The 22712-nt window shown below is 60.1% G+C and carries 19 protein-coding genes; 4 read left to right on the forward strand and 15 right to left on the reverse strand.

Annotation, left to right across the window (positions count from 1 at the left end; all coding sequences use genetic code 11):
- Positions 1 to 347: 347 nt before the first annotated feature.
- Entirely contained in the window at positions 348 to 1118 is a 771-nt protein-coding gene (locus Q7T45_RS01090) for an SDR family NAD(P)-dependent oxidoreductase (protein ID WP_304866306.1), read from the forward strand.
- A gap of 178 nt (positions 1119 to 1296) precedes the next feature.
- Here the strand turns inward: Q7T45_RS01090 and Q7T45_RS01095 are convergent, their stop codons facing one another.
- From Q7T45_RS01095 to Q7T45_RS01135, 9 genes are all read right to left on the reverse strand, one after another.
- A complete protein-coding gene (locus Q7T45_RS01095; RefSeq protein WP_304866356.1) occupies positions 1297 to 2013 on the reverse strand; it encodes a hypothetical protein in 717 nt (238 codons plus the stop codon).
- A gap of 94 nt (positions 2014 to 2107) precedes the next feature.
- Positions 2108 to 2308, reverse strand: coding sequence for a hypothetical protein (locus Q7T45_RS01100; RefSeq protein WP_304866359.1), 201 nt, complete (start codon positions 2306 to 2308; stop codon positions 2108 to 2110).
- A 442-nt stretch (positions 2309 to 2750) separates the two neighbouring features.
- Positions 2751 to 2918, reverse strand: coding sequence for a hypothetical protein (locus Q7T45_RS01105; protein ID WP_304866309.1), 168 nt, complete (start codon positions 2916 to 2918; stop codon positions 2751 to 2753).
- 1172 nt (positions 2919 to 4090) lie between these two features.
- Positions 4091 to 5080, reverse strand: coding sequence for an ABC transporter substrate-binding protein (locus tag Q7T45_RS01110; protein WP_304866312.1), 990 nt, complete (start codon positions 5078 to 5080; stop codon positions 4091 to 4093).
- 46 nt (positions 5081 to 5126) lie between these two features.
- Positions 5127 to 6113 (reverse strand): ABC transporter substrate-binding protein, encoded by a 987-nt coding sequence (locus tag Q7T45_RS01115; protein WP_304866315.1) that lies wholly within the window; start codon positions 6111 to 6113, stop codon positions 5127 to 5129.
- A 56-nt stretch (positions 6114 to 6169) separates the two neighbouring features.
- Positions 6170 to 7420: an adenylate/guanylate cyclase domain-containing protein gene (locus Q7T45_RS01120; protein ID WP_304866318.1), complete on the reverse strand. Its 1251-nt coding sequence runs from the start codon at positions 7418 to 7420 to the stop codon at positions 6170 to 6172.
- Entirely contained in the window at positions 7417 to 7806 is a 390-nt protein-coding gene (locus Q7T45_RS01125; RefSeq protein ID WP_304866321.1) for a response regulator, read from the reverse strand. The genes Q7T45_RS01120 and Q7T45_RS01125 overlap by 4 nt, the downstream gene beginning before the upstream one ends.
- Entirely contained in the window at positions 7803 to 11303 is a 3501-nt protein-coding gene (locus tag Q7T45_RS01130) for a GAF domain-containing protein (RefSeq protein ID WP_304866324.1), read from the reverse strand. The genes Q7T45_RS01125 and Q7T45_RS01130 overlap by 4 nt, the downstream gene beginning before the upstream one ends.
- Before the next feature lie 270 nt (positions 11304 to 11573).
- Positions 11574 to 11837, reverse strand: a complete 264-nt coding sequence (locus Q7T45_RS01135) for a hypothetical protein (protein WP_304866326.1) — start codon at positions 11835 to 11837, stop codon at positions 11574 to 11576.
- Between the two features lie 230 nt (positions 11838 to 12067).
- Here Q7T45_RS01135 and Q7T45_RS01140 point away from each other — a divergent pair, with 230 nt between their 5' ends.
- Positions 12068 to 13207: a hypothetical protein gene (locus Q7T45_RS01140; protein ID WP_304866328.1), complete on the forward strand. Its 1140-nt coding sequence runs from the start codon at positions 12068 to 12070 to the stop codon at positions 13205 to 13207.
- 1193 nt (positions 13208 to 14400) lie between these two features.
- Here the strand turns inward: Q7T45_RS01140 and Q7T45_RS01145 are convergent.
- The 3 genes from Q7T45_RS01145 to Q7T45_RS01155 all read right to left on the reverse strand — a co-directional run bounded on the left by Q7T45_RS01145 (position 14401) and on the right by Q7T45_RS01155 (position 19107).
- Positions 14401 to 16794: a bifunctional DNA primase/polymerase gene (locus Q7T45_RS01145; protein ID WP_304866331.1), complete on the reverse strand. Its 2394-nt coding sequence runs from the start codon at positions 16792 to 16794 to the stop codon at positions 14401 to 14403.
- A complete protein-coding gene (locus tag Q7T45_RS01150; protein ID WP_304866334.1) occupies positions 16791 to 17267 on the reverse strand; it encodes a hypothetical protein in 477 nt (158 codons plus the stop codon). Before Q7T45_RS01150 ends, Q7T45_RS01145 begins: the two co-directional genes overlap by 4 nt.
- Positions 17268 to 17898: 631 nt before the next feature.
- Positions 17899 to 19107 (reverse strand): tyrosine-type recombinase/integrase, encoded by a 1209-nt coding sequence (locus Q7T45_RS01155; protein ID WP_304866337.1) that lies wholly within the window; start codon positions 19105 to 19107, stop codon positions 17899 to 17901.
- A gap of 221 nt (positions 19108 to 19328) precedes the next feature.
- On the opposite strand from Q7T45_RS01155, the gene Q7T45_RS01160 reads away from it, so the two are divergent.
- On the forward strand, positions 19329 to 20294 hold the full coding sequence (locus tag Q7T45_RS01160) for a DUF2336 domain-containing protein (protein WP_304866342.1): 966 nt from the start codon (positions 19329 to 19331) through the stop codon (positions 20292 to 20294).
- A 117-nt stretch (positions 20295 to 20411) separates the two neighbouring features.
- On the opposite strand, the gene Q7T45_RS01165 is transcribed toward Q7T45_RS01160, so the two are convergent.
- Together Q7T45_RS01165 and Q7T45_RS01170 are read right to left on the reverse strand one after the other, a co-directional pair.
- Complete coding sequence (locus Q7T45_RS01165; protein WP_304866345.1) at positions 20412 to 21320, reverse strand: outer membrane protein; 909 nt, start codon at positions 21318 to 21320, stop codon at positions 20412 to 20414.
- Between the two features lie 178 nt (positions 21321 to 21498).
- On the reverse strand, positions 21499 to 21843 hold the full coding sequence (locus Q7T45_RS01170; RefSeq protein WP_304866348.1) for a DUF1491 family protein: 345 nt from the start codon (positions 21841 to 21843) through the stop codon (positions 21499 to 21501).
- A 284-nt stretch (positions 21844 to 22127) separates the two neighbouring features.
- Here Q7T45_RS01170 and Q7T45_RS01175 point away from each other — a divergent pair, with 284 nt between their 5' ends.
- Positions 22128 to 22355, forward strand: a complete 228-nt coding sequence (locus Q7T45_RS01175; protein WP_304866351.1) for a dodecin — start codon at positions 22128 to 22130, stop codon at positions 22353 to 22355.
- A gap of 39 nt (positions 22356 to 22394) precedes the next feature.
- Here the strand turns inward: Q7T45_RS01175 and Q7T45_RS01180 are convergent.
- Positions 22395 to 22712, reverse strand: a 318-nt coding sequence (locus Q7T45_RS01180) for a peptidoglycan-binding domain-containing protein (protein ID WP_304866354.1), incomplete at its 5' end; no start/stop codon positions are given.

Raw genomic sequence — 22712 nt, forward strand, 5'->3', positions numbered from 1 at the left:
AGCCCCTTCCGGCAAGGAGCGGCCGTGCTTATCCCAATTTTACTGGCATTACAAATACCAGATTTGACCTTCACCCTCCCCGGCCCGCCATCACTCCCGATGGCATTGCAGAACAAGATAACTCAATCACAGGTGGTAATGACTGGCGGTCGATGTTTTCTTGCTTTGCTGGGCAAAGCGAGTTGGACGGCGAGAGGCACACCCGAACCTGAAGCCGCAAGGCCGCGTCGCCCCCTCTTTGCCAGGCGCGCGCGCGGATCGTAGGGTGAATGGCCCAAGCCCCGACAACAACCCTTCGCGCCGCTGCAACGATCAGCCCTCTTTTTACAAACAGGAGAAAACAAGACATGGCAGGCATCCTCGATCGCAAGGTGGCGCTGGTCACCGGTGGCGCCTCCGGCATCGGGCGGGCAACCGCGCTGGCGATGGCGCGCGAAGGCGCGCGCGTCGCGGTGGCCGACCGCACCGAGGAGAGCGCGGCTGCAACTGTCGCCCTGATCAACGCGGCCGGCGGCCAGGCGATTGCGATCGGTGGTGACGTGACCAGGGAAGACCAGGTCGCCGCGATGGTGGCGCGCACGGTGGCTGCCTATGGGCGGATCGATTGCGCGTTCAACAATGCGGGCGTTGCGGGAGGATCCGTCGGCCCGGGACGCCAGCGCCTGCACGAACTCAGCCAGGCCTCGTTCGACGCCATGCTGGCGGTCAACCTCACCGGTGTCTTCCTCTGCATGAAGCACGAGATTGCGCAGATGCTGGCACAGGGCGGCGGCGGCGCCATCGTCAACACCGCCTCGATCGCCGGCCTGATCGGCCTTGCGACCTCAGGGCATTATGTGGCGGCCAAGCACGGCGTGGTGGGACTGACCAAGACCGCGGCGATCGAATACGCGCAGGACGGCATCCGCGTGAACTGCGTCAATCCCGGTTACGTCACCACCCCGATGACCGAGGAAGTGGTGCAAACGCGGCTCGATGCCGTGATGGCGAAGGTGCCGATGAACCGCATGGGCGTGCCCGACGAGATCGCGGAGGCCGTGGTCTGGATGCTTTCCGACAAGGCGTCGTTCATGACAGGCGCCGCGCAGGTGGTCGACGGCGGATATTACGCGGCGTAGGAATCGGAACGACCAATCGGCATTGCCGCCCATCCTTCGAGACGCCGCGCGAAAGGCGCGCGGCTCCTCAGGATGAGGTATCACGTGTTGAAACACCACAACCCTCATGCTGAGGAGCGAGCGACGCGAGCGTCTCGAAGCATGGGCAGCGGGCGATTTGCCGAGACCAGGTTAGGGCTCAGCCCTTCACCGTGACCGCGCGTCCGATCACCGGACGCGCCGCGACCGGCGGATTGGCGGTTTGCGCCGCGAGTTCGCCGATCAGGCGATCGACGTCGGCCGCGATAGAGTCGGGCGCCTGGATCACCAGCCGCTCCAGCGCCCAGCGGTACGACGAAATCCGCCGCTCCAGGCTTTGCTGCACCCACTGCACGATCAGCCCGTTCTCTTCCATGCGCGCGACCGCGTCGTCGCGCTCACGCGGCGACAGGTCCGAAATCAGCTTGAGGCTGGCGTTGCGCTTGCGGTCGAGTTCGAGCACCCGCGCGGCGGCGGAGAAGAACGGCTCGAAGCGGGTGATGTCGTTGCGCACGTCCTCCATCAGGACGGCGTAGCGCGAGGTGTGCGAGCGATGCGGTTCGTCGATCAGCAACCGTCCATAGGCGGTGCGGTCGAACACGACCGTCTGCCGCCACGGCGAAGGCAGCGCCTTGTAATCGCCGAACACGCTCTTCCAGGCGGGGCGCGAATGCGGCGGCTCGATCAGGGGATAGGCATAATCGCGCAGCTGCCGTTCGGCGTCGGTGAGCTGGAATTGCGACGCCTTGAGGCCGACGCTTCCGGTCACCTCGGCGCCGAGCCAGCGGTGCATGTCGTCGTTCTTCACATCATCGCGGGTGCGGCCGAAGTCGCCGCCGCTGCAGCCGCCGAGCGCGGCGCCGATCAGCAACAGCATCGGAAGCGACGACAGGCGCCGGGCCTGCGATCGGGTCCGGATCGGAAGGAACGTCTCCGGCATATTGAAATGTCCCGGTTGAAATTTCCTGGGATCAGCGCCGACGGCGGCGTTTGCCGGGAGCGGCTGTGCCCTCTTCCGGTCCGCTGCCACCGCTGGTTTCGTCGGGGTTGCGCTCGATCCGGATGGCGGGAAGGATCAGGATGGTTGCCGTACCCATGCGTGCAGCGCCATCGATGGTTGAGCCCAGCCGCCGCGAAACCGCATCCGCCGGAAATTCAATGATGGTGCCCATGTTCAACTCTCTCTGGTTGCCGCACTGGCAGGATCTCGCCGGCGACATGCCAGCATTAAAATCAGGACGTGGTTAACGGCATCTTAATTTCGGCGCCTGACCGACCCGGCTGCAACCGCCATGAATACGGTGAATGCGACCAGAACCCTTCACCGGTTGTTTTCCTTACGAGCTGTTAAAGTAAAGCCTGCCGAGGTCCTCCGATAACCGACTGTGATAGAAGGGAAATATCGGCAGGACCTTATTTGAAAAACTCCCAAATAAGGGAAAATGCCCCGACCCGGCTACTGCCCTCGCCAGAGTACCCCTGCCGGAAAGGGAGCCTCGCACGCTGTTCGGCGGGGACCGCTATTCGGCAGCCTAAACAGCCTGCATCATTGGCCCGAAACCCTAAGGTTTCGGGATGCCGGTCGGCGCTTTGCAGGGCTAGCGCGGGGGTGCCTCAGGCAGCGGCACTCAGCTTGGCGAATGCAGAGCTTTTCAGACGATTGAGGTCGCGTTCGCCGGACGCTGCTTGTTGAAGGATATGCTCCGCCACCTCAAGCGGCGTGACAGACTTCCGGACTAAGAAGCGACGATCCGTGACGACCTCGTTCAGCGCCTGCCGCATGACGGCGACTGGGCCATGAACAGTATGTGGGGATGCTGGAGGGACGTTTAAACCCCGCCGAGCAGCAATAACGGGCTGCCTGCGGATAATCCATGTCCGCTTCTGATTGCTCTACGGACAACAAGTCGGACATCGCGCCATGTCCGAAAAGTGCCAACAGGCGACGGCCGCCAACTGAGGCGGCCTTAGCGGAACTCCGCAAAAAGCAGCGTCACGATCAAGACGAAAATCCCGGTTGCTGTGATCCAAAGGAAAAGCTGCGCCATCGAGGCCAATGCCCGGGGTGGCTGTTTAGTTCTATTTGGGCGGACGAAGCTCGCTGGAAAGCCACCTGAGCGCGTCAGATTTAATGGGATCTGGCCGCTCGCAATCGAGGCATTGCATGGTGCGCTGGCCCTTGCCGTCCAGCGGTAGCGCCAGAATCAAAGGTCCCTTGCAATGAGGGCAGGTCGGTCGCTCTGATTGTCCCATTGGCGGATTTTGCCTTTGGTCCGGATTTTCGTCAATTTCAAAAAATGCGACCTGACGGCCCCAAAACGCCAGTTCCGGGATACCCCCGTCAGCGGACATGGCCGGACCGGCGCGGTTGGTCCGGTTCGTGCCAAAACTGGACGTAGACGGTGTGATATATCTCCAAATTAGGCTGTCCGAATTTTTTGCAGGAAATGTCCGACCTCGGCGTTGAGATGCTTGCTCTCGGCTAATAAGGACACCGCCAAGCCGTGAACCTGTTCGGCTGCGGAGCCAGTATCTGCCGCACCACGATTGACCTGCGCGATACTTCAGGCCACTCGCGACCGGATCGCTGGTGATCCCGACAATCGGTATTGTGGCGGTAGCTGCAAGGAACGTTTTGATGAGCGCATTCAGGTTCGAAACGATGACATCGGGCTTGCGGCTCAGCACCTCGGCGGTGAGCGCGGCAAAACGGTCGGAGTGGCCCTCGGCCGAATACCGTTCGACAACGAGGTTACCGCCCTCGCCATGACCGAGCCTTTCCAGCGTTTCGTAGAATCACCGTATCCAGAACGGCCCGGCCGCTTTGGTGAGCTTGTCTGCCGGAATCCCGGAATGGACGAGGGCAAGGCGATGCTGCTTCCGCGGCTGCTGCGCCGAAGCCACCAGCGGCTATGCGGCAGCAGCACCGACCAGGCTGACAAAGTCCCGGCGCCTCATTCGATCACCTCGTCGGCCTGCGCCAACACCGCGGGAGGGATGCTGAGGTCAAGCGATTTGGCGATCTTCTGGTTGACGGCGAATTCGAACACGGTCGGTCGCTCGATTGGGATATCGCCGGGTGCGGCGCCGCCAAATATCAGGGCGATCTGGGCGGCCGTGCGCTTGCGCAGCGCGGTGCGGTTCGGGCCGTAGCCGATCAGACACCCCGAGCGCGCCATGTCCGCCCATTCGCACACCGTCGGCAGCCGGGCCTCAAGCGCGAGCGCTGCGAGTTGCTTGGCATCCCGGTAGAACTCCGACGTCGCGCTGATCACAAGAGCCTGCGCGCCTGCCGCCCGCATTGCGGCGAACGCGGCCGGATAGTCGGCCGGCCCGGCGACGGAGAAGGCAAGCAGTTCGACGCCGAGCCCCACCGCGGCCTTCCGCATTGCGGCCTCACCAACCGCTGTCACCGCCGTCACCGCCGAAGTGAGAACCGCCACGCGCCGCTGCTCGGGCACCGCCTCAAGCAAAATCGACAGCCGTTTGACCTCGAGTTCGTTGGCGAGGATCACAACCCCGGTCACATTTAGCCCCGGCCGCGCGTAGCTCGCCGCGAGCTTTAGTTCAATCAGGTCGGCACCGAAAGCGACGACAGGGACAGTACGTGTGGCTGCGCCGGCAGCTGCAATTGCGGTCGGGCCAATGGCGATGACCGCGTCCGGCCGCGCGGCCAACAGCTCGCGCATCAAGCCCAGAATCGCATCCGGCCCGCCGACGCGCGAGTCGAATTCAAGGTTGCGGCCTTCGGCAAAGCCAAGCCTCGCAAGTTCCGGCAGGGTTATTTGACGGGTAAAGGCCTCAGAGGCTGCCGAATTCCCAAGGTGCCCGAGGCGGTAGACGCGATTGGGCGTCTGGGCGAGCGCCGGCATCGCGCCCGCGAGCAGCGGCCATGCCGCCGCCGTACTGCCAATACCTGCGAGGAACTCACGACGCCGCATCATTCACCTCTTCACCAAATTCCTGGCCGCCATTACCCGTGCGCCCGATCTATTCGATTACCACGTCGGCGCGGGCGAGGAGCGCCGGTGGAACGACGATACCGAGCGACTTTGCAGTCTTGAGGTTGATGACAAACTCGTATCTGGTCGGCTGCAGCACCGGCAATTCGGATGGCTTCGTGCCTTTCAGGATGCGGTCAACATACATCGCCACGTTCCGGTATGTGTCGTTCTGGTCGGCGGAATACGACATCAGCCCTCCCGCGCCTGTAAAAAACCGGGCCGGTGAAACTGAAAGCAGCCCGTGTTTCAGTGCCAGTTCGGTTGCAGCCTTCAACGGCAGGCTCGGCTGCACAATGACAGCATCCGCCCGCTCCCTGACCATGGCTGCAATGGCGGCCTCAAACCCCTCCGCACCCTTGACGATGATGGGCTGCACAGCGATTCCGAAAGTCAGGCCGCCACGCTCTACCTGTTCAACGAATATCCTGCTGAACGGATCCGTTGCGTTGACGAGTACACCCACGCGCTGGGCGGACGGCTTCATTTCGCGGATCAACTCCAGTATCTTGGCTCCAAGCTCCGCCGTCGTGCCCGAAAGCCCGGTAATGTTGCCGCCTGGCCGTGCAAGGCTGGCAACAAGACCCGTTCCGACCGGATCGGCCACCAACGCCATGACAATCGGAGTTGTGGTCGTCGCCTTTCTTGCTGCAAATGCGGCCGGTGTCTGCCAGACCACCAAAAGATCGACGTTACGTCCGACGAGTTCTTCGGCCAGCCCGTTCAGAAGATCCGGCTTCCCGTCCGCGTTGCGAAATTCGAACCGAACGTTCTTGCCTTCGATATAGCCAAACTCGCGCAGGCTTTCCTGCATCTGGGTCCAGAACGGCTCAGGATTACCAGGGACGAGGACGCCAATGGTCGCCAGCTTTGGTTGGGCACGGACCGCAAGCGGCCAAGCCAGGACGGCGCCGCCAACAATGCTGAAAAATCGCCGACGTATCATGCCACCCTCAAGCCCCACAACAGTGATCATAGCGGACTAAGTCAATCGATTGATAGAGGCGAACAAAAGCCCTCTTGAATGGTCAGTCACTCCAGCTGGATCCGAACACCTTTACCACCGTTCAGCAGTCGCTTGAGATGATAGCCACCCAGCGCATCCTCCGCATATTGGCCGACCAGCGCAGCAAATGCCGGCATCGCGGCGGCATCGCCGGCCTCCAGCTTGGCAAAGGCTTCCGAATATTGCGTCGTCGCGGGTCTCGCGAACGTCCCCTCCGATAGCGGCTCATAAGCACGGAGCGGCTCGCTGCGCCCGCGCAGCATGAGATCGCCTACCGGCCTGCCTTTGAAATTTCCTGCAGCGTCGGCGACGGTGGCGCTGACGCAAATGCGGGTGCCAAGGAACTTGTTGGCAGCCTCGAGCCGGGCCGCGGTGTTGATGGTATCGCCGTAGGCTGTGTAATCGAAGAACCGGCTGCCGCCGAAATTTCCGACCAGCGCCGGTCCCGCGTGAACGCCGATGCGTGTCGTCCCGAAATTCACGCCTTTGGCCTTCCAGCGCTCGCGAAACGCCTGCGCCCTTTTATCGAGATCGCGGGCGCAGGCGATCGCACGTGTCGCATAGTCTGGCTGGTCGCCGGGCGCGTTGAACAAAATCTGGATCGCGTCGCCGATGATCTTCGCGACCGTACCCTCGTGCGCGAACACGACATCGGTCATGCCGCCGACATACTCGTTGAGCAGCGCGCCAAGCACTTCCGGTGATGCGGTTTCCACCAGCGAGGTGAAACCTGTGATGTCGGTGAAGATGGTCGCGACGTCGCGCCGATGCACTTCCATGCCATTGCTGTCGCCGACAGCGGCGAGGCGGCTCGCGATCTGCGGCGAAAAGTACCGCGACAGCGACGCATGCGCGCGCTCGGCCTCAGCCTGGCGGCGGCGGGCGTCGCGCATCATCTCGACGTGCCGGATGGTCTTGTCAATGGTCATTTCGAGATCGCCGAAATCGATCGGCTTGGTCAGAAAATCGAACGCACCGCGGTTCATCGCGGTCCGGATGTTGCTCATATCGCCATAGGCCGACACGATGATGGTCGACTTCTTGTCGTCGGCCTCCTGAAGCTTCTGCAGTAGCGAGAGTCCGTCCATCCTGGGCATATTGATGTCAGACACCACCATGTCGACATGGGGATGGTCCACGATCGATTGCAGTGCGTCGATGCCGTCATGGGCGAAGATAAAAGCTACCGAACCGTCGCGAATCTGCCTGCGAAATTTCTGCAGTACCAGAGCCTCAAGATCGGGCTCATCATCGACGACGAGGATGGTAGCGGTCATGCGGCTCGTCCGAGCCTGGTATCGATTTCGTGGCGAAGCAGCGCGAAATCGATCGGTTTCGTCAGCAGGCCGACCGCGCCGCGCTCGATCGCCACGCGCCGCGTTTCGGCGTCACCATAGGCGGTGATCATGATGACGGGAACATCGGGCCGGTCTTCCCGCACCCTTGGGAGCATTTCCAGTCCGCTCATCCCAGGCATGTTGATGTCGGACAGGATCAAGATCAGCGAGGGGTCGCGGATTTCCGCGGCGCGCTTCAGCGCGGCCGGCGCCGAGGGAGCGAATTCCATGGTGAAACGTCCGGACTTGAGATCGCGGCGGAATTGCTGGCGGAACAGGGCTTCGACGTCGGGTTCGTCATCGACGACGAGGATGTAAACGCTCAATGGGTGCCTCCGGTATTCGATTGGGCAGCCGCGCTCCGCGGCAGCGTAATAATGAATTCGGTGAATACGCCGGGTTCGGTTACGACGTCGATCGTGCCGCCATGTTGTTTCACCACGATGTCGTGGCTCATCGACAGGCCTAACCCAGTACCCTCGCCAGCCGGCTTGGTGGTAAAGAAGGGATTGAACATCTTCTCCTTCACTTCAAGGGGAATGCCGGTGCCATTGTCGCGGATCCGGATTTCGACCTTGTTACCGTGGCTTTTCGTGGTCGCGCTCAGGACAGGCTCGAAGGTTCCATCGCCGGCGTCCTTGCGCTTGGTAGCGGCATAGAAGCCGTTGGAAATCAGGTTGAGAAACACCCGGGTGATTTCCTGCGGATAGAGGTCGATCACGCCGGCGGCGGGATCAAAGTCGCGCTGAAGCGTAATGTTGAAACCGGATCTCTCAGCCCGCGCACCGTGATAGGCGAGATTGAGGCTTTCCTCGACAATGGCGTTGATGTCGGCGGGTCGGTGCTCGCCCGCCCCCTCGCGCGAATGCAGCAGCATGTTCTTGACGATCGAGTCGGCGCGCTTGCCGTGCTGCACCACCTTTTCGAGATTACCCTTCAGCATGTGGGCGAGTTCGTCGATCTCCTCCCGTGTCTTGTCGTCGAGCGCGGCCGTCTTGAGAACGTCGTTCAGCTCGTCGATCAGCTCTGCCGACAGAGCCGAGAAATTATTGACGAAATTCAGTGGATTCTTGATCTCGTGCGCGATGCCGGCGGTGAGCTGGCCGAGCGAGGCCAGCTTCTCGGTCTGCACCAGACGGTCCTGGGCGGTACGGAGGTCGTCGAGCGAGGTTCCGAGTTCTCGGGTGCGCTCCTCTACCTCGTTGAACAGCTGGACGTTGGAAATGGCGATCACGGCCTGGTCTGCAAAGGTCTGGAGTAACTGAACGTGATGTTCGACGAACGGGCCGGGCTCAACCCGGGTCACGGCGATCAGGCCGATGGGCGTCCCGTCGCGCAGCAGAGGCACGAACAACATGCTGCGATAACCGCGAAGCCGCGCCAGGTCACGCAGACCATCGATTTCGTATTCGGTATCGAGCACACGGTAAGTCTCTCCCCTGCTAACCGCTTCACTCCAACTGAAGCCCGACAGCGGAGCGGGGAACATGGCCTTGAGGGCCGCATCGGCTTCCTGGTTGGTGGCCGTAAACGCCCTCAAGTGCAGTACGCCCTCGTCAAGTCTGAACACCGTAGTCGAAAGGGCATCGACCAGCCGCTTCGACCGCTCGGCAATAGCGTCGAACACCGGCTGCACGTCTGACGGAGAACTGGCGATCACCTTCAGGATATCAGCCGTCGCCGTCTGCCGCTCCAGGGCCTCTTTGGTCTCGTTGAACAGCCTCGCGTTCTGGATCGCAATCACCGCCTGGTCGGCGAAGGTCTCGATCATCGCCAGTTCTTTGGGCTTGAATGGGCCCGTTGAGCGCGCCACGCCGATGGCGCCGATGCCGCGGCCTTCCCAAAGCATGGGCGCAAACACCATCGAGCGGTAGCCGATCAGTTTTGCCATCTTGCGCAGTACGCCTGGCACGTCCTCGCCGTCGACCAGGTCGGGCCAATGCATCACACGGCGTTCGCGAATAGCTTGGCCGGCCGGCGTGCGCTCGACTGGCGCGGGGAACGTGGCGGCGACCACGTCGTGCGAATCGCCGATATAAGCCGCGATATTCAACTGACCTTGTTTGTCCACCAGCAGCACATCCAGCTCATCGCCGCCGAAGAGATGCTTGCAGCTCACCAAAATCTTGTCGAACACTGGCTGGGCGTCAGCAACTGAACTGCTGATTACGCTGAGGATATCCGCGGAAGCCTTCTGCTGCTCGAGCGCTTCCTTAGTTTCGTTGAACAGCCGCGCATTCTGGATCGCGATGGCGGCTTGGTCGGCGAAAGTCTTGAGCAGAGCCACTTCCCTGTCGGAGAAGGTGGCGTCGGCATCGCGGGCAACATGAAAGGCGCCGATACCCCGGCCTTCCCAGAGCAAGGGCGCGACCAGCACCGAGAAACTGCCCACCCTTGATGCGGCGATGCGAAGCGACGCCGGCGCATCCGGATTGTTGACGACATCGCCGAAAAAAAGGACCTGCTGGCGCTCGAATGCGAGGGACATTGGCGTGTCGGCGAGCGGCTGCGGGAACGTGGCCTTCAATGCGTCACCTTCTCCTCCGCGATAAGCACCGATATGAACCTGACCGTCCTCGCCGAGCAGGAAAATCGCCATCCGGTTGAAGGCCGCCAGCCGTTCGCAACTGTCAAGAATCTGCTCGAACACCGGCGTAGTGTCCGCCACCGAGCTACTGATGACCTTCAGGATATCCGCCGTCGCTGTCTGCCGCTCCAGCGCTTCTCGGGTCTCGTTGAACAGGCGCACGTTCTCGATCGCGATCAAGGCCTGGTCACGGAACGATTCGGCCAGTGCGATCTCGCTCTCGCCGAAGATATTGGCTTGTTTACCCACCAACGCCAGAACGCCGATGCATTGGGCTTCGCGCAGCAGCGGCAGAAACAGCGCAGAGTTCACGCCGATCAGCGCCTGTATCTGACGCTCGTGCTCGGGCAGGTCGATCAGCGACCAGTCCGGCAGATGCACGTTTTCCTTTCCCACGATGGCGCGCGATGGAAAGTTGGCGTCGGGGTCGATCGGCAAATGCGACGGTCCAAGGTCGGGGAGCGGCCCGTCCGGTCCGGCCGCCGCAGCGGGCGAAAAGGTGGCGCCGTCGCAACGCAACACGAACGCGACGTCGCAGCGGATCAGCCGCACGGCTGTCTGGACAATGGCATCGAATACGGGCTGCACGTTGGTCGGCGACTGACTTATTACGCGCAGGATTTCCGAAGTCGCCGTCTGGCGCTCCAGCGCCTCCTTGGTCTCGTTGAACAGCCGCGCGTTCTTCATCGCGATCGATGCCTGTACCGCGAAGCCTTGCAGGAGCCTGATTTGGTCTTCCGAAAACGGTCGCACTTCCTTGCGAAAAAGGGCGAACACCGCAACGATAACACCGTCGTTGATGACAGGCACACCAAGCCATGACCGCATATCGCTCTCGACGCTCGCGACGATAAACGGCACTCCGTTTTGATAGGCCTTGGTGGCCTTGAGATCGACGACATGGACAAACGGCCGATCCTGTGGATTTGGCCCCAATAGGCTGGCCAACGGCACACCCATCAATTTGAACGGCGCGGCGCCTGTACGACTTGTAGTGCCGCCCCAATTGAGGGTTTTATCGCCTTCAACGAGATAAAGGCCGCCTCCGGTGGCGTCGCAGAGCTCCGCCGCCTTTGTTACCATCACATCCAGCACAGGCGTCAGATCGCCCCCCGATCCGTTGATGATCTGCAAAACCTCGGTGGCCGCGGCCTGTTGCGCGACGGAATCGGCGAGCTTGCGCTCAAGGTCGGTGATGATCTGCTGGGGATCGGCTGCGGCATCGCGCGGAGTCACAATTTACTATCCAATTCATATGCCCTGCGCCGAGCGCCAGATGACCCGATGGAGCCTCGAAGGGCAATCGCCACTTTTCAAGGGGGCGCAGCGCCACTGTAGCTGCTTTTGCACAATTCCGGGAAGAGAGATCAGGCCGAAAGCTAATGTCCGGTTGGGGTCAATCTCGTCCTTTCCACGATGCTAACGTGAAGCCCGGTTCACCCCCAATAACGGACATCCGTCGAGTCCAAGGAAAGAGTGGCCCCGTTGCCTTGGTCATGCCGCGTGCTACTCGTTGGCCGATGCCAGCCAAACCTCAATGGCCTTCCGCCCGCTTCCAACGGTGCTTTCCACGCGGCGCACGCCGGGAATGCCGATCCGTGACTTGCGCTTGAGGCTGCGGATGACATTGGCGATGTACACGCGGCCATTCAGCGGCACCGCGCCGCCGTTGTAGAATTGCTGCGTCAGCTCGCCGCTGGTGATGCGCCTGCCACGAGCGGGGATTAATTCATAAAGGCGTTTTTCATTCCTGCTCAAACGTAGTTCCATGTCATCTAGCTTTTGTTGACTGCGCAATTATTCGGTGGGTGCGCCCTGCATGCCTGCCCCCCCGATAAGAGACCCGAGTGTGCCATGGTTATCGTAGCGGGTCACCATCCGCTGAGCGGTGGCTCCGGGACGGCCCGCTCTCGTAAAAGTCCCCAGCCCAAATGCGAGGCCTCCGGCCCCTTGCCCTCGCGCCCAAGTTGCGAAACACTTGGCCACTGGGGGCTAGTTTGATGAGCTATTTTCTGGACCTGTTCACGCCGGAGACATGGCGGAGCTTTCAGGCGCACGGGAGCACGGTAAGCGGATTTCGCCACCGCCAGCGCAAGGCCGCGGAGCAAGTCCAGGTCGGCGATATTTTCTGTTGCTACCTAGTACGCCTTTCCCGCTGGTGCGGTCTGTTAGAGGTCACGTCCGAGAATTACTCGGACGCTTCCCCCATTTTCAGTGACCCAGACCCATTTATCGTAAGGTTTAGGGTCAAGCCTCTCGTCGTTCTTGGTCCAGAACACTCGGTCCCTATCGGAGACGAAAAGCTCTGGCCGCACTTATCCTTCACCCGTGAGCTCGCCTTGAAGTCAGTCGGATGGGCTCAGTTTGCCGGGCTGCGGAGCTCACTGCGTCGGATTTCAAGTGAGGATGGTGAGATTTTAAGCACGGTATTGAATGACCAGAATGTGAGCCGCCGCTTATACCCGGTCACCGGGCGCGATGAGCAATTGCTTTCCGAGCGGAAGACCGTAGCCGCCGCTGACCGTACCGTTCTTGTTGAGGTACCCGTTGACGCACCGGACGAGGATACGTCTGAAGAAGAAGCTGAGGCACCGCCGGTCGATGAAGCCGCTACCTTCAGAACATCTCTGAAGGTGCAAGCGCTTCTTGCCCGAATAGGCATTGAGATGGGATTTCGCGTTTGGATACCGCGCAATGACAGGCAAGCTGTACTGGATCAGATTTCATCCACTCTCCATGGTTCGTTCTTGAACCAACTTCCGCTCAACTATGACGATGTGACACTAAAGACGATCGAACAAATCGACGTTATTTGGATGCGCAACAGGTCAATGGCGCGCGCATTTGAGGTTGAGCACACTACGGCAATCTATTCGGGTTTGTTGAGAATGGCAGACCTCTTGGCGCTACAACCCAACATGAATATTAGACTTCACATCGTTGCGCCGGATGACAAGCGCGCTAAGGTTTTGCGGGAGATAAAGCGGCCGGTCTTTTCACTGCTTGATCGGGGGCCACTCTACGAAAGCTGCTCGTTTCTGTCATACACTTCCATTGAAAAAATATCTGGCATGGGACATCTCCAACATATGAGTGACACGCTCATTGAGGAGTTTGAGGAATTTCCGGCTGATGATTAGACCCAGTCTGCCGCGATGATTTCGCACCAGCATATTTGCTCTCAGGCGACCCGCCGCAGCGCAAAGGTATTGCCATCATCCGACGTGACATAGCCAAGCCGCGCCAGTGAGGCCAACACTTCGCCGACCTTCTTTTCGGTCGTCTTCGTTCGCTTGAACCGTGCCGCGAGGCTGCTGGCATCGAGAGGCCCGGGCGCGGCGGTAGAACTCCAATCAAGAACGCATCATCGCTAGCAATTATCACGCTCTTGTCGTCGCAAATAACCTTCGCTGGAAGGAATTGAAAGACACGATGCCGTGCCGTATCAACAGTTGTGATGTATCGCTGCAGACCGTCCAGAGCCGGTCGCAATTCCCGACGAGGCTCGCCGAATATCCACCAATTCAAGCGATAGCTTTCTCGATTGTTTAAATCTCGCTCTGGCTTAACCGTGACAAGCAAATGTTGGTAAACTTCGGGGAATTTCAGACGTACGTCGTCGACGCTCAATCCAAATAAATCAATGACCATCCGGCCACGAGGTCGTTGGGCAATAGTCGTCGGAGGCAGACAGGGTCCCATCCTCATAGCGGTGCTGTCCAATATAGTGGAAATAAACTACAAATTTGTGGCTCGGCCGAAATCTAGCACTGTCCCATTTTTTTAAGTTTTCGTCGTAGGCGAGGCCGCCCGAAAATTCCGACACACAATAGTACGTTCCGCCGCTCTGTTGGCCGTGCGCGACTGAGGGCAATCCGGCTGCCATCGCGAATGCAACGGCTACAATGCGTTGCAAGTCATTCATGTCTGCTCTCAGGTTTAAACTGCGCAAAGGAGGCACTAAGGCATCCTTATGTGCGTATGCAGTATTGATCGCCAAGTGCAACCTCCCAGCATTGAGAGCGCCGTGGCACCCAGTCATTAGGCAGAAATAACAATTGTCTTTACCCCGCGCACGAAGACAATTCCTACTGCAGTATCACTATCAAGTTTGAGCTATCGACGCCCCGTCATTCTTCAGTTTCTGCAACCTCGTCGTTGAATTGAAGTCTTGCCGCCTGCTCAAGCCGTTCTCTGCACCGATCGATCGCGTTTCCGAGCTGATCTTCAATTAGCGTTCTGAGCGTCAGATCGCGGGTACAGGCAGCGGGCACGCCATGTAGCTCGGCGCGTAGGGCAGAGAAAGCGTCTACTAAAACGCTCTCCACATCCTCTACGGGTACCAACTCTCCGGCTTCCCGGGCGATCCGCTGTTCGATTTCTCGGGCCCGGGCATCACGGAGCTGGGCGCCGCTGTCGCCGTTGGCAGTTCGGCGACTGGCGGCCTGACGCAGAAAGCGAATGTACGCGATCCGCCATTGCGCGTCGGTACCTTGTGGTCCCTATCCGATTTGCGCAGATCGGGCACATGTTTCGTGAGAAACATTCCCAGTTGAGTTTCTATAGACCGCCGCCTGACGCCCTGCTTCTGGGCGTGCCGGATGTATTGGTTGAACAATGCCGCTACCGGGCAATCACCTGTTGCTTCACAACCCCACGGCAATTCACCGCGATGCAAGACATCCAGCCACCAACCTTGTTCGCTGTTGAGGCTGGCAAGTTGCTGGCCTAGCAACGTTGCGGTGTTGGGGACCGTCCGCAGGTCAATCCCGGTCAGATCAAAGTTCAAGAGGTAGTAAAGCAGGGCCGCACGTCCGCCGCCGTCCATCTCTTGTTTGATGGCTGTGAAATATACGGTGTCCTTTCGGTGTGCTTCACCAGCTTCAAGAATGGCCCAACGCCGCTCGCCAAACCCGGCTGGCACGACCCATTCGGCGTTTCCAACAACGAATAGTCGGATGTAGTTGGCAACCATAATCATCTCTTTGCCCTTGAATTCAATGTATTGTTGATCGTTGGTGACGAGATCTTTAAGAACGCCTTCGGCTTCATGATCGCCAGCCCAGAACCCCTCATCAGCGTGCAACAGCAGGCAGGCCTTCAAGTGTGCATTGAATTGTCCAGTGATCTTGCGCGGACTACTGGCAAGCACATAGTGCCGCGCAAATAGCGAACCGAAGTATTTTCCTACGATTGTTTTTCCGGTGCCTTGTTCGCCACGGACCACCAGCGACGTGCCATTCTTCACTTCCGGATGCTGCACAATATCCGCAAACCAGCCGATAACCCACTTGTATAAATTCTCGTCGCCTCGACAGATATTGTCCTTGACGTGCGCAAGCAGCTTGGAGCAATCCCCATTCGGGTCAGGTTCAACACTGAACCCGCGCCACAAATTAAAATATCCCGGCACTTTACGATTTGGCGAAAATACCAGCCCGCTATACTCGCGGCGCTGCGGATGCTGCATCCAATATTTCCCAAGCGGCACTTTCTTCTCGTTGTGGGTGACGAATTTGTTGGCATGCCACGTGTTAAATGCTTCGAGCTGCAAGAACCCGACGCTTTCTCCGCTGGTGTCCATCACGGTGGCCTTGTCACCAACGATCACCAGCGCGTATTTTTTATTCAACTCCGCAATCTCTGGCGGCGGAGTTGCACCGCGCCAACCCGGAGCGGCCAAGTCGGCCAGATAAAGCAATGTGCCGACGCCGATTGTTTCCGGCGGACTACTACGCAGCTTTTCCCATCTGTCGTCAGTACCAGCTTCATCAAACTTGGAAGATTTCTGGGACCACTCCTTGAACGCTTCATAGCCCGCGTCACTGCCATTGAACGCGGCGTAGATGGCCATCGCGACCCGGTTCCATTCTTCCCAGCCCAGATCGTTGTTGGGGATGACGGCGACAGCCGCCAAGATTGTTTCTTGGTTCGGTGCCTCCGCATTTTCGGCACGGACGCCGTCCAATTTCTTGCGCGGCGTTTTCTGGGTCTGGCACAACTCAATCAGCCAAGACGGAGCTTCCTCAATGGCGCGCCAGTCGGTCCACTCATACCTGCCGCGTCCCGGCTTTATGCTTGGCGGCGCAACCACCATGCCGCCTTCGCCGCGCACATCCACGCCGGGGGCGATTGAGGAAGCGGAATTCTTGATTTCGACTCCGGGCGGCAACTTGAAGTAATAGTGCACGCTGCCGCTGGGGCTGCGCGCAGTCCGCGTTGGCGGCAACGGACCGTATTTTTCCTGTAGGGCAGTCAGTGATGCGATGCCGTCCACAGCGTGACCCTGAACCGTGTCGGCCTCCACGACGAAAAATCCGGTATGGCTGCCGGTCGGCAGACCAACATTGGCATTCGGCCATTGCGAAAAGTCTCGCCGAACTTCCTCGGGCAAACGGGTCTGGCCCCAGTTTTGGCCGCCGCTGTGCTTCTTGGACTTGTGGCTTTTCTTCTCGCCGGGCGGCACCGGGAAAACGGTGTGCCCGAGTTGCGCGTAAAAAAGCGCGGCTGCTGGCACCGCGAGCGGCGGCTCTTCGGTGGTGTGAGTGAGCGGCGGCTGGGTGTGAACATTCATGGGTGGCTCGTCGTTGCCCGCCCCTGCTACTGTCGGATGCGGCGCTCCATGCGCTACTACTGCCGGGCGCGGGAAAGTCCCGCGCGCCGCGCCGGTGCCGGAGGTTGCGTCGATGCGGGCAGCCTCGCCGCCGCGTGAGTTGTGAACATTCATGGCTGACCACCTTCCACATGCGGCCTGCGCCACGCCGTCGAGTTTGCATTGCGCTCGTCATGGTCGAATTCCCAGCCCAGACCGCGCGGCGGCACCGGCCTGCTAATGAATGCGCCATGGTTGCGAGTGAAGGTGAGCTCCATTCCGTCGTCCCTTATCCATACGGAAAGGAACGGCACGCCTTCACCGGCTTCCTCAACGGTGATGCGCCGTTCGGCACCGGTTACGGGATTGACGTTCAGTAAGAACCCGCCGCTGCTTAGAACTCTCTCCGCCCGCCACAGAGCATTCGCTTTCATGCTCGCAGCGCGGTCAAAAAGTTTTTCGGCCTCTTGGTGCGCAACGGCCCATTCGGTAAGCAACGTTCCTTTGCACTGGCGACTTTTTCGGCTAAGATTGCGGCTGCTGCTTGCTACCGAAATCTTTGCCCCGTCCCCGGTTGCCTCCGGGGCGGGGTTTGGTTTTTTTGCCATGGCGCATCAAGCCTCCGCCCGTTCGCGGCGACCCAGCTTTGTACGACCATCAGCACGGTTGGTATATTCGGTGGTGGATCTGACTACTCGTTGCTCCAGCCATGCCCGAACGTCTGCGCGCCTGTAGCGGACCAAGTGATTGCCGACTAGTACGAACGGCGGGCCGTAGTCCCCGCCTCGCGCGATTTCACACCACTGGGTGCTGACGCCGAGCAGTTCTGCAAGCGCAGACGTGTTCAGAAGTTCATCACCGTCCCCGACTTCTACCGCGAGCTTGTGCGCGCGCTTGTCGAGGCCAAGTCGCCCGCTCGTGTGAGCGTGCTGTACCTTCTTGGATTTAGAATTTTGTCTTACCACTGAAAGTCTCCCGGTCGCGGGCGCGCAAAAGCAGGACCGCGCGACAAAACTTCCTCCAACCAACCGGCTGAACGGAAATCAAGTTGCGCTCCCTACGATGCCTGCCAAGGCCGGGAACTATGAAACCCCAGCGTGCTGAGGTATGCCCATTCTGCGGGACTTCTTCGGAATTACGCCCTGAGGCCACCGGGTCACAATCGAGCAGCCTACAAGTGCCTTGCGCTGCTTAAGCTTGCTTATTTATAACATTAATTCGCGGTCAGTAAAAGCGTTTTCAGGCGGAATTTTCACGGCGAAGCTTGGTGACGTTTCTAGCCGCAACGGGCGTGATACCGCACAACGCCTTCAACTTATCGCAGACGCGCTGCACCGGCTCGCGTAGACGGTCGATAGAAATTTGCACATATCCGGCGGTAACATCATTACGGGTCGCGTGATTGAGCAGCGTCTTCATCACCAGCCAGCTAAGGTCGGCGCTCTCGGCAACGCTGGCATAGGTGCGGCGCAGATCGTGCGCCGATACCTGAATGCCCGTGGCATCCGCGACCATGGCCAACGCGTTGTCGGCGCTAGTGATGTGTTTGGTGGCACCCGGTCCGGGGAATAAGAAGTCACTGACGCTGCCCAGCGCGCGCCGCTTGACCAGCAGGTCATGCACAAAGTCCGACATGGGGATTTCCAGTTTTCGTTTCGCCTTCGTCAACTCGGCGGGCACCCGGAGGATCTTCTGCGTAAGATCAACATGCGACCAGCACAGCGCAGCCGCCTCGCCGCGCCGCATGCCGGTGAATAGCATCAACAGCACATAGTCACGGGCAGTCGGATTGGGCAACGCCATCACTGCCGAATAGAAGGCAGGCAATTCCTCGGTCTGCACCATCCGGGTACGGCGCGGCTCCGCGTACCACTGCCGCCGTAGTCGCAGCACCGGGTTTGATGGCAGTGTGGTGCGGTCTGCGGCAAAATTCCAAACGATGCGCAGCGTGCGCATGTTTACGTTGGCCGTCGCGGTGCCTATCTCCTTTGCGATGGCGCGGTGACGGTTCTCCACCATCTCAGGAGTGATTTCTTTTAGGTCGCGGTTCAGCCAAGCTTCGAGAACGCGCTCGATCTGCCTGTAGTGAGCTATGGAAGCGAGGGCCAGATTAGGCCGCGCGGTAATGTAATTGTTGAGAGCTGTTTGCAGCGTGAAGGTCGGAGCCTTGTACTTGGGGTCTACGCCGCGTCGCAGATCGTCAAGCACGTTCTCAGCACGCTGCCTTGCCACGTTCAGCGCCAGCCCGCTGACGGGACCGATGGTCACGCGCCGCGCCTTGCCTCCGGGCAAGTCGCGCTGAGCGATATAAAGTCTTTGGTTGGTCTTGCCGGAACACTGGACACCGAAGCCGCGCAACTCGTCGCACCAGTATATTGTCTGCTTGCCGTTGGGATGCGGTGCGGGGAGCTTGGCAACGGCTTTCTGCGTCAGGTTGAAGGTGGGCATGGGAGGTTCTCCAATAAGGGAATTCGGCCCCTTGGGGCTGCATTACGTCGTTTTATATTTGTAAACGTTAATGCAACGAATGACCAAAAAGCAAATAAAATCAGATAGTTAGTACTATGTGGCTTTAATCTTAAAACCCCTTAAGGGGGCCTCAGGGTTAACGAGCTGTTAAAGCAAGCCACGTAAATTGGCGCTGATATTACTCAGTCGCGTATCCTGACATGACCACACCTCCATTCTTTCCGGGCTTCGACGGGCTGATGACGCTCTCCCGCCGCGAGGGCGTCGATATCCGCCCCACGCTGCTGCGCGTGCTGACCGATCTCTACGTCCAGGCCCCGGTGCACAGCGACGACGAGGCACGGCAGTTTGTCGAACTGACTTCCCGCCTGATCGATGAGGTCGACGACACCACGCGCGCCGCGGTACGGGCGCGGCTCGCGATCTATCCGGCCACGCCGCCCGAGGTCCTGCAGCGGCTCGGGCTGAGGCCGCAGCATCCCGGCTTGCGCGTGCCGCTCGCCAACGAAATTCCCGCAGACCCTGCCGCAGCGCCGACGGTCAGGCCGCCGACCGAAGCGCAAATGCGGATGGCGTCGAACCTGTCGATGCAGCCAAAGGACGCTGCCGAGATCAACGATATGTTTTTCGCGGCCAGCGCCAGCGAGCGCACCCGGATCCTTCATAATCTGGCGGAAACCCCGCTACGGGCTTCGGCGCGGATTCCCGCCTTCCGCGCGGCGCGCGCGGTCGAGACGCTGGAGATGGCGGCCTGGGTTGGCGATATCGAAAACTTCACGCTGGAGCTCGGTGAAACCCTGATCCTGCCGTCGCGGGTGGCCGCCCAGGTGGTTGGCGATCCCGGCGGCGAGCCGCTGGCCTGCGCGGCCAGGGCGCTGGACATGCCGGGTCCCGTGTTCCAGCGCGTGACGCTGTTTCTCAATCCGGAATTCGCTTCGGTGAATTACGTCTACCGGCTGTCGCGGCTCTATGACCGACTCAGCGAACGCTCCGCCCTGGTCATGCTGGCCGCCTGGCGCGGCTCGACCATGGCGGTGACCCGCGCAAAATACCGGCCGGGTCTTTACGACGACGAACGCCAGCGCGCGCGCGCGGCGCCGGTCCAGACCCGTCCGGCCGTGCAGCCAGGCAGCGCACCCGCGGTACGCACCGGCTCGCAAGGTTAGCCGCGTCATCCAACAACACAGGGCATTGAGGATGCTGCGCCGGTCATCCCCGAAGGGATGACCGCAGCTGGTCGGCAAGCATTATCCTGATGCTTTCAAGACGGCGCTCGCGGGCAATCAGTAGCGGGCGACGGCCGGGCCACCGAACCTGTAGTTCACGCCGACACGGGCCACATGAAAGTCCTCTCTGTGGCTGGCGGTAAACGAAGATGCGGTTTGATTGGGTCCTACCAATAACGGGGACACCGCGGCGTTGGTCGTGACGTCGCCCAAATTCACGTACAAATATTCCGCTCTTATGCTGACGTTACTTCCCAGTGCATATTCGAGGCCGGCACCCGCCGCCCAACCGGTGGCTATCCGGGACGAACTGCCCGCATAGCACCTGGGGGCCTCTTGGGGATTGCCACAGTTGTGAATGAATCCACCCAGCCCGAGATTGGAACCCGGTTGCCCGTTGAGTACGACGTCTTCATTGACGCGGCCATATGCAAACCCGGCTGTGCCGTAGATCAACAATTGACTCGTTGGAAGCCAGCCCAAACGACCCCTGACCGTTCCGAACCATTTGACTTCCTCGCTGGCCCGAAAGGTCGAGGTCCCCGGAGGGAACAGCAAGGGCTGCATCAGAAACGTGGAAGTTGACTGGCCGCGCATGGAAGTCCAGGCGAAATCGGCTTCGGCGCCAATCAGCCCGCTCTGATTGAACTGCCAATTGTATCCGGCCTGAAAACCGCCAAGCACACCGTCGCCGCGGAAAGACCCCGGCGGGACGCAAGTACTGCCAAAGTTTCCACCGCAACTGATGGCAAAGGCAGCAGGGTCGTTGGCGGTGAAGGCGACCGTCGGATTCCTCCACCCATATCCCGCATGCGCGCCGACGTAAAAGCCGGTCCAGCTGGTGGCCGGTACGACCACCGGCGCCTTGGCCCGCAGGTCGGCCGCCTCCGCACCACCAGAAAACCCGACGAGGGCGCAGCCAATCAGCAGCGCGGTGACAAGCTTACGACGGTCGTTTCGGTGCATTTTGTCCTCTGCTTCAAGAGCCGAACGCAACCGATGGACATCCACGGCTCGTCAGCTTTTGAAACAGTTGCTTGTTCCGCTTATTCGCCTCCACCCCCAAACGGTAGCATCCGGGTGAAATGCACAACGCGAAAAACATGATTTCTCCACGTCGTTGTATTGCAGCAACAAGCGACGCCTAGCCCCGCGCCAGATCGAGAAAATGCCGCCCTGCCCGGTCTTCGGTCTCGACCACCCAGGCGTCCGGGTCGAACTTGATTTCCCTGACCAGCCGCTCTTCCACTGTTGTTTCTGGCACCGGTTGCGGCGACATCGGCGTGAAGATGCGCTCGATCGGCCGGCTGTCGTCATAGACGGTCTGCGGCGCCGGCACGTACAGCATGGCATTGCCGTCGAGCGTGGCGACCTTGACGAACACCGCGCCGGCCTCCTCCGCGCCGCGCCGGCGCACCGCGCCGAACACGCCCGCGGTCTGGCAACGGCGCAAATAGGCCGCCACCCATATGGCTGATTTCAAACGCATCGGACAACGATGGCCAGCGGATACTTTGGCGCCAGTCTCCCGAATCTGAAATTCACGCTCATTGCTGCGGCTTCCTGTACAAATCCAGACAGCGCTCATAGAAGGCCAATTTGCGGTGGCCGACAAGCAGCGCAGGCGCTGGCTGCCAATATTACGCAGAAATGGCGGAACTCGAAGGGTTGAGGGTCGTTCAGAATTGGACTTGGCTAGCGGTCAGATAATAGCGCTGACGAGGAAGAGACAAGCCCGGTTACCGGTGAATTACAACACAACGGAGGTTCGCCATGCCCGCCGCTACTGAAATGAAGGATCATGTTTATAAGATTTTAGAACTCGTTGGATCTTCCGAAAAAAGCATCGAAGATGCGATTCAGAATGCCATCACCCGCGCATCAAAGACCATTCGCGACATGAAATGGTTCGAAGTTGTGCAAACGCGAGGCCACATCGAAAATGGGTCCGTCGGCCATTACCAGGTCACCTTGCGTGTTGGATTCACGCTAGAGGGGTAATCGCGGCAAGCCATCGAGAGGTCGCGTCAGTGATCCGCGCTAGTCGACCGGGCGGCCGATCATCGCGGTGAGCTCGCGCAGCAGCCGGTCGGACACCTGCCCGGTCACCGGGAGCTTGCGCTCGCGCTCGAATTTCTGGATCGCGGCCTGGGTGTCGGAGCCGGCGATGCCGGTCGGCTTCAGCTGGCCGTAGCCGTATTCGGTCAGGGTGCGCTGGACCGCCGCCACGCGGCGCGCGGCCGGGGTTTGATGGGTCTCGTTGCGGGAAGCAGCCGGGATCGGCGCCGGCGGGCGCGCGATGTTGGACGGCGTGGCCTGCGGCGACGTGATCGCCTTGACCAGATTGGTCATCGGATC

It is taken from the genome of Bradyrhizobium sp. (assembly GCF_030646015.1).
Lineage (GTDB): Bacteria > Pseudomonadota > Alphaproteobacteria > Rhizobiales > Xanthobacteraceae > Bradyrhizobium.

Coding starts and splice junctions, on each gene's coding strand:
- Q7T45_RS01155 (WP_304866337.1), bottom strand. CDS start 19,107: ATGCCCACCTTCAACCTGACGCAGAAAGCCGTTGCCAAGCTCCCCGCA.
- Q7T45_RS01150 (WP_304866334.1), bottom strand. CDS start 17,267: ATGGCAAAAAAACCAAACCCCGCCCCGGAGGCAACCGGGGACGGGGCA.
- Q7T45_RS01175 (WP_304866351.1), top strand. CDS start 22,128: ATGCCCGCCGCTACTGAAATGAAGGATCATGTTTATAAGATTTTAGAA.
- Q7T45_RS01140 (WP_304866328.1), top strand. CDS start 12,068: ATGAGCTATTTTCTGGACCTGTTCACGCCGGAGACATGGCGGAGCTTT.
- Q7T45_RS01145 (WP_304866331.1), bottom strand. CDS start 16,794: ATGAATGTTCACAACTCACGCGGCGGCGAGGCTGCCCGCATCGACGCA.
- Q7T45_RS01170 (WP_304866348.1), bottom strand. CDS start 21,843: ATGCGTTTGAAATCAGCCATATGGGTGGCGGCCTATTTGCGCCGTTGC.
- Q7T45_RS01135 (WP_304866326.1), bottom strand. CDS start 11,837: ATGGAACTACGTTTGAGCAGGAATGAAAAACGCCTTTATGAATTAATC.
- Q7T45_RS01120 (WP_304866318.1), bottom strand. CDS start 7,420: ATGACCGCTACCATCCTCGTCGTCGATGATGAGCCCGATCTTGAGGCT.
- Q7T45_RS01160 (WP_304866342.1), top strand. CDS start 19,329: ATGACCACACCTCCATTCTTTCCGGGCTTCGACGGGCTGATGACGCTC.
- Q7T45_RS01165 (WP_304866345.1), bottom strand. CDS start 21,320: ATGCACCGAAACGACCGTCGTAAGCTTGTCACCGCGCTGCTGATTGGC.
- Q7T45_RS01095 (WP_304866356.1), bottom strand. CDS start 2,013: ATGCTGTTGCTGATCGGCGCCGCGCTCGGCGGCTGCAGCGGCGGCGAC.
- Q7T45_RS01090 (WP_304866306.1), top strand. CDS start 348: ATGGCAGGCATCCTCGATCGCAAGGTGGCGCTGGTCACCGGTGGCGCC.
- Q7T45_RS01115 (WP_304866315.1), bottom strand. CDS start 6,113: ATGATCACTGTTGTGGGGCTTGAGGGTGGCATGATACGTCGGCGATTT.
- Q7T45_RS01105 (WP_304866309.1), bottom strand. CDS start 2,918: ATGCGGCAGGCGCTGAACGAGGTCGTCACGGATCGTCGCTTCTTAGTC.
- Q7T45_RS01100 (WP_304866359.1), bottom strand. CDS start 2,308: ATGGGCACCATCATTGAATTTCCGGCGGATGCGGTTTCGCGGCGGCTG.
- Q7T45_RS01110 (WP_304866312.1), bottom strand. CDS start 5,080: ATGATGCGGCGTCGTGAGTTCCTCGCAGGTATTGGCAGTACGGCGGCG.